The sequence below is a fragment of the Blastocatellia bacterium genome (genome assembly GCA_025054955.1).
Classification (GTDB): domain Bacteria; phylum Acidobacteriota; class Blastocatellia; order HR10; family J050; genus JANWZE01.
This window is the reverse complement of the sequence record JANWZE010000067.1, coordinates 1-6,544: the sequence shown is the minus strand read 5'-3', so window position 1 is coordinate 6,544 and position 6,544 is coordinate 1. Positions and strand designations below refer to the sequence as shown.

The 6,544-nt window shown below is 54.1% G+C and carries 4 protein-coding genes; 2 read left to right on the top strand and 2 right to left on the bottom strand.

Annotation, left to right across the window (positions count from 1 at the left end):
* Positions 1 to 274: 274 nt before the first annotated feature.
* Both NZ823_09400 and NZ823_09395 read right to left on the bottom strand, forming a co-directional pair.
* Positions 275 to 664 carry a hypothetical protein gene (locus NZ823_09400; protein MCS6805340.1) on the bottom strand — a complete coding sequence of 130 codons (390 nt, stop codon included), beginning with the start codon at positions 662 to 664 and terminating at the stop codon, positions 275 to 277.
* 6 nt (positions 665 to 670) lie between these two features.
* Positions 671 to 1,651: an ornithine carbamoyltransferase gene (locus NZ823_09395; protein MCS6805339.1), complete on the bottom strand. Its 981-nt coding sequence runs from the start codon at positions 1,649 to 1,651 to the stop codon at positions 671 to 673.
* A 175-nt stretch (positions 1,652 to 1,826) separates the two neighbouring features.
* On the opposite strand from NZ823_09395, the gene NZ823_09390 reads away from it, so the two are divergent.
* Together NZ823_09390 and NZ823_09385 are read left to right on the top strand one after the other, a co-directional pair.
* The gene (locus NZ823_09390) at positions 1,827 to 3,026 is read left to right on the top strand and encodes a YgeY family selenium metabolism-linked hydrolase (protein ID MCS6805338.1); all 1,200 of its coding nucleotides are present in this window, start codon (positions 1,827 to 1,829) and stop codon (positions 3,024 to 3,026) included.
* Between the two features lie 78 nt (positions 3,027 to 3,104).
* Complete coding sequence (locus tag NZ823_09385; GenBank protein ID MCS6805337.1) at positions 3,105 to 6,140, top strand: carboxypeptidase regulatory-like domain-containing protein; 3,036 nt, start codon at positions 3,105 to 3,107, stop codon at positions 6,138 to 6,140.
* The last annotated feature ends 404 nt before the right edge of the window (positions 6,141 to 6,544 follow it).

Here is a 6,544-nt window from a genome sequence, read left to right as displayed (position 1 = left end):
CTCATCGGGGACATTGAATCGTGCTGCGTGCCGTGTAAGGGCGAGCACGACTGGTCGAGTGTCCGTTGCGGACTCACAAATGGCATACGCTCGCTCCTGGCCAGTCCCAACACATCAACCCCCTTCTCGAATGCCTGACAGTCGGCAGGTTTCTTGACACTCGCAAAACACGAAACCTTGCGTAAATTTCCTAGCCTTCTCGAATGCCTGACAGTCGGCAGGTTTTTTGACACTCCTCATTGACATTGACATGACCAGAAGCGTCAATAACGCGCTAAGACCTGTCAAATCTCGACCTCGTCGGCATGTATCGCCGTCCCCGCATTTTGCCCTCAGGGATTAGCCAGTCCTGCTCTACCAACCGTCGTGCAATGTATCGTGCTTGGAGAAGACTCATACCTAATACGCGACGAATATCCTCATTTTTGACGAACTCTTTTTCCCGCAAGACTGGCTCTAAGGCAATGAGCTCTGGAGGTTGGGGGCGAGCTTCAGGCCGCTGAGCAGAAACCGCCTCATAGACGCGACCTTTAGCTTTGGTCAGGCGCACAATGCTTTTGCGCATCAAGTCCTTGATGTCACGTGAGGCTGTGTAAATATCGATCGCTGCCAGTTTTTGATAGGTGAACTGACCGAGTGGGAATGCGCGATCTTCACCCGGCATTTGGTCTTACATCGTCAGGGCCATGATCGCTTTGGCCGTGTGGAGCCGATTCTCCGCCTCGTCGTAGACAACCGAATGAGGCCCATCAATCACTTCATCCGTCACTTCATAGCCGCGGTCCGCCGGCAAGCAGTGCATGTAAATCGAATCCGGTTTGGTCAATTTCATCTTGGCTTCATCACAAATCCAATGCTTGTAGTTGGCAGCGAGTTTGAGCGATTCTTCCGGTTGCTTGAACAGATCCAGGCATCCCCAACTCTTGGGATAGACGATGTCAGCACCTTCAAATGCGGCCTCCATGCTGTCAACAATTTCAAATCGCGTCCCATGCTTGCGCGCGTTTTCTTCAGCCCGTTTCAGCGTGTGCTCCATCAAGCGGAACTCCGGCGGATGAGCCAGCACCACATCCAAGCCAAAACGGGTCATCAGCATAATCAAGCCCTGCGGCACTGACATCGGTTTGGCGTAGCTGGGCGCATAAGCCCAGCAGACAGCGATTTTCCGTCCGCGTAAGTCGTTGCCGAATCTCTCGCGAATCGTCATCAGATCAGCAATCGTCTGACAGGGATGATCAATGTCGCATTGCATGTTGATCACCGGCACGGTCGCGTGCTGAGCGACTTCGCGCATATAGGAATTTCCTTCGCCGGGAAACAGATCGTGCCGAATCGCAATGGCGTGGCCATACCGCGAGAGAATGATGCCCGTATCCTTGGCGCTCTCGCCATGAGCAATCTGCGAGGTTTCGGCGCTGATATAGTGCGCGTGCCCGCCCAATTGGGTGATGCCTGCCTCGAACGAATTGCGCGTGCGCGTGGATTTGTCGAAGAAGATCAGGAAGATTGTTTTGTAGGACAAGTAGGGAGTGGGAATGCCGCGTTTGAATTTGTCTTTGAGACTTGCCGATGTTGAAAGCAAGATTTCCAACTCTTGATCCGACCAGTCGGTTGTTTCGATATAATCACGTCCTCTCAGTGATTCGTCCATGCAAACATCCTCAGATTGAGTCGTGTTGAGCGGGCGGATTATAGGGAGGGCGGCGCGTGAGCGTCAAGCAAAATACCGACGTGCGGTTGAGGCTGCCTAGCAATGGCGCTATAATCGCCGCCGTCTGCGAAATCCCGGCAGCAAACATCACGGTACAGGAGGCAATCAGCAACAGATGATCCCGTTGACAGAGATCACGCAAGCGATTCGAGCCAAGGTGGAAGAACATCGAGAGCACCTGATTACTTTTTTGCGAGAGTTGGTCGCCATTCCCAGCATGAACAGCCAGATTGGTGAGGTTGGCCAACGTGTGGCGCGTGAGATGGAGAAACTGGGTTACGACGAGATTCGCTTTGACCGCATGGGCAATATCCTCGGTCGCATCGGCAGCGGACCTCGGATTCTGCTTTACGACAGTCACATTGATACGGTCGGCATTGGCGATCCGAGCGCCTGGCAGTGGGACCCCTTCCAAGGCAAAATCGAAAACGGCATCTTCTATGGTCGCGGCGCATGCGACGAGAAAGGCTCAACGCCGGGCATGGTCTATGCGCTGGCGTTCATCAAAGAGCTTGGACTTGGCGATGGATTCACCTTCTATTACTTCGGCAACATGGAGGAATGGTGCGACGGGATTGCCCCGCACGCGCTGGTCGAAGTTGAAGGCATTCGTCCCGATTACGTTGTTATCGGCGAGCCAACCGACATGAAAATCTATCGTGGGCATCGTGGGCGCATTGAGTTGAAATGCGTCACCAAAGGCCGCTCCTGTCACGCTTCCATGCCGCACCTGGGAGAGAACGCCATTTACAAAATGACGCGGTTCATTCAAAGTCTGGAAGCGTTGAATGACAGGCTCCATGAAGACCCGTTTCTGGGCAAAGGCACAGTTGTAGTCAGCGACATCGAGTGCAAAACGCCTTCGATCAACGCTGTCCCTGACGAATGCACGATCTATATTGATCGCCGGTTAACGTTTGGCGAAACGAAAGAATCAGCCTTAGCCGAGATTCGCTCGTTGCCCGGCGCCGAAGTCGTTGACGTGCAAGAGATGTACTACAACGAGCCGAGCTATACCGGCTTCGTCTTTGAAGTGGACAAGTATTTCCCTGCATGGGCGCTCGATGAGAATCATCAATTGGTGCAAGCAGCCAAAGCAACCTATGAAACCTTGTGGGGCGGACCGGCCCCGATTGGGCGCTGGAATTTCAGCACCAACGGCATTTATTGGATGGGCAAAGCCGGCATTCCCTGCATCGGGTTTGCTCCGAGTAACGAAGAATATGCTCACACGGTGTTAGATCAGGTGCCACTTGACGATGCTGTTCGCGCCACCGAGTTTTATACGTTGTTGCCGGTGTATCTGCGTGGTTGACGCAGCGCGGTAGTGGTCGTAGAATGGCGCGTTCAACAGGGCAATTTTCAGGTTATTTGAATCCACACTGGGAGGGGTATGATGGTCAAAATGCTAAGGTGGAGTTTGTTGTATCTAATCATTCTATTTGGTGTGGTCTCCAATGTTTCAGCGCAAACCCAGATCACAACGGGCGTGATCCAGGGGACTGTATTCGATGAAGCGGGCGCGACGGTTCCCGGAGCAACCGTTGAGGTGCGCAATCTCGATACGAATCTAACCCGCTCGATCACAACCGGCGATGAAGGGCGCTTCGTGTTTGTTCAATTGCCGCCGGGACGATATTCGCTGACCGTCTCCAAATCGGGATTTGCCACACTCGTTCAGGAGAATCTCCCGTTAACCGTCGGCCAAGCAGTCAATTTGAACTTGACGATGAAAGTGTCGCAGATTGAAGAACGCGTCACGATTACCGCAACGCCGACGATTGACACGACGAAAACAGAAGCCAGTTCGACGCTGAATGAGATTGCTGTGAGCAATACGCCGGTGTTGGGACGCAAATTTGAAGACTTGTTCACACTGACGCCCGGCGTCAGCGTCACGCAAGGACCCGATGGCGACGAAATCAACTTTGCTGGCCAGCGCGGCATTTTCAATAACATCAGTCTGGATGGCGGCGATTACAACAACGGTTTCTTTGGCGAGCAGGCTGGTGGGCAGCGTACGGCCATTGACATCACGTTAGAGGCGGTCAAGGAATTTCAGGTCATCGCCACGGGCGCGAATGCCGAATTCGGTCGCACGGCCGGCGGCGTGGTCAACGTCATCACCAAGTCGGGCACCAACGAGGTGCATGGAAGTTTGTTTCACTTTCAGCGATTGGAAGCGCTCACAGCCAATACCTCGACCGGCGAGCCGTTGACCGATTTTCATCGTGAGCAATTGGGCGGCACGATCGGCGGCCCGATCGCCAAGGATAGGGCGTTCTACTTCGGCGCGTTTGAACAAATCCTGGAGAATTTGACCCGACCGAATCTGAGTGTGCCAATTGGCACGCCCTGCCCGATTCAAGCGCCAACGATCACTGCGAATGAAGCCTTGATTGCCACGAATCCTGATTGTCAGCGATTGGCGTTAATCAATTTCTTCCAGACTCGCTTCAATCAAGCCGAAGGCAATCCGGTCAAGCACCCAATTCGCAATTCGGCGGCGCTGGGAAAGATTGACTGGAATCTGACGCCGAATAATCTGTTCTCGTTCTCTTACAACTTCGTCTATTCACGTAACGAGAATCAGACGTTCGATGTGGCCACCTACGGGAATTCAGCCAACGGCATCGAAGGCCCATCCAAGATCAATTCGCTCAAGTTCAATTTGTTTACGACCGCGTCGGCGCGCGTTTCCAACGAAGGCCATTTCACCTATCTGCGCGAAACGCGACCGCGCTCAGCCGTCAAGTCAAACATCCCGGCTGATGTGGCGATGGGTTTCAGCCCTACGTTTCGCTTCGGCAACCCGTTCTTTCTTCAGCCGAATATTGATGAGTTGATCTGGCGGACTCAGATAAAAGACAATGTCTCCATCATTCGCGGAAACCATACCATCAAGTTCGGTGGTGAATGGTTACACACGGTCAATGATCAAGTCTTCCGCGGATTCTTCACGGGGCGGTATTTGTTTGACAGCGTCGTTGGATTCTTGCGTTATGCCTCACCGGCTGCGACGGGGCCGGGCTTTGGGCCGCAGACGGTCGCTTGCTCAAACGGTCGCTACGTCACCGCGCCCACTCCCTGCCCGGCTGGTTCCACGCCGACGGGCGGCCCGCTGTTGTTCTACTTGCAGGACGGCATACCCAGCGGCTTGCCGAACGTGCCGCCGCCGGGCGCATCCGAAATCAGTAATGAGGACTATGCCCTGTTCATTCAGGACAAATGGCAAATCGTTCCCGGCTTCACGTTCAATTATGGGCTGCGTTGGGATGCCCAGATTTTCCCTGATCCGGTAGTTGAACCATCACGCACGGCATACGGCTTTGCGTTGAATCATCCGCTCTTCCCCTCCAATGGCAGGCTTCCCAATCAGACGAAGCAATTCCAACCGCGCTTGGGATTTGCTTGGGACGTGGGCAACAACCAGAAGTCGGTTATCCGCGCAAGCTGGGGCATCTACTATGCTCGCCAGAACATGCTAACGCAAGTCGGTTCGATTACGACCAACGGCGCGCAACAGCGGACCAACTTCGTCAATACCGACTTGATCCGCATGTTCGGCGTGCCGGCGCCCGTCTTCCCCGGCGTTGTTCCACCGGGGCCGTTAACCCCCTGCGGCTCAAATCCGTTTCCTTGCTTCACCGGCGTCCGCGTCTTTAGCCGCGATTATGACAATCCGCGCGTCTACACGACCAACGTGGCGTTTGAGCAGGAACTGGTTCGGGACCTCGCATTGTATTTGGACTTCACCCACGCCAAGGGCGTCCACCTGACCCGATTTTATAATCTGCAACGACGCCGATTAGTTGCTCGATCCGGCGCGTTTAGTCCGGCGCTTGGCGACATCTTTGTCACGTCCAGCTCGGCTAAGTCGCTCTATCGTGGTTTCACCGTCGGCATGCGCAAGCGGTTCAGCAAAGGATTTCAATTTGACTGGAACTACGTCTACTCGAAAGACCTTGACGACGATTCCAATGAGCGCGATCCGTTTACCGACCGCAGCTTTGACCCCGACGATTACTCGAAGGATTACTCCAACTCGGACCGCGACATTCGCCACAAGTTCAATTTCTACTTGTTCAGCGAATTGCCAGCCGGCTTCGAGGGTAATGTGAGAATCCAGGCACGGTCGGCGCAGCCGATTACGCCGGAACCGCGTGTGCTCAACGGCGTGGATCGCGGACGCAACACTATTCGAAAAGACAACGAATACTTCTCGTTCGATTGGCGCGTGCAGCGGCCATTCCGCTGGGGTGACGGCCGCTACGCCATTGTGCCAATCTTCGAGATGTTTAACACGTTCAACAACAAGAACAACATCAATCCGCTGGTGACGCCGGGATTGTTCAATTTCGATGGCTTCTTGCGACTGGGCGTTGGTGATCCGTTGCAAGTGCAACTGGCGGTCAAATTTACATTCTAAGTAGCTGGACAAACGTTCTGGGGCATTTTGGGGGACGGGATGTTTTGGCGTGCGGTGACGTATCACCGCTTTCCGGTCAAAGCTGCGACACGTCGCAGCACTCCAAAAACGCCACGAACTTTTGTCACGTTGCTTAGTGAGAACGTGTCAGAGAGGCCATCGCTGGCCAATGGCGTGAAGTGAAGAAGCTCATGGAACACGGACGACACGGATTGGGCTGATCAACGCGGATCAATCGGCGAAAATCCGCCGCATCCGCCTCATCCGCGTTCTATCCAACTTCACGAACTAATGCCGTTCATGGAACACGGATGACACGGATTGGGCTGATCAACGCGGATCAATCGGCGAAAATCCGCCGCATCCGCCTCATCCGCGTTCTATCCAATTCCATTGACTGAATG

Bases quoted from the DNA above. Each gene is read 5' to 3' on its own strand.
- NZ823_09400 (MCS6805340.1), bottom strand. From the start codon at position 664: ATGCCGGGTGAAGATCGCGCATTCCCACTCGGTCAGTTCACCTATCAA.
- NZ823_09395 (MCS6805339.1), bottom strand. From the start codon at position 1,651: ATGGACGAATCACTGAGAGGACGTGATTATATCGAAACAACCGACTGG.
- NZ823_09390 (MCS6805338.1), top strand. From the start codon at position 1,827: ATGATCCCGTTGACAGAGATCACGCAAGCGATTCGAGCCAAGGTGGAA.
- NZ823_09385 (MCS6805337.1), top strand. From the start codon at position 3,105: ATGATGGTCAAAATGCTAAGGTGGAGTTTGTTGTATCTAATCATTCTA.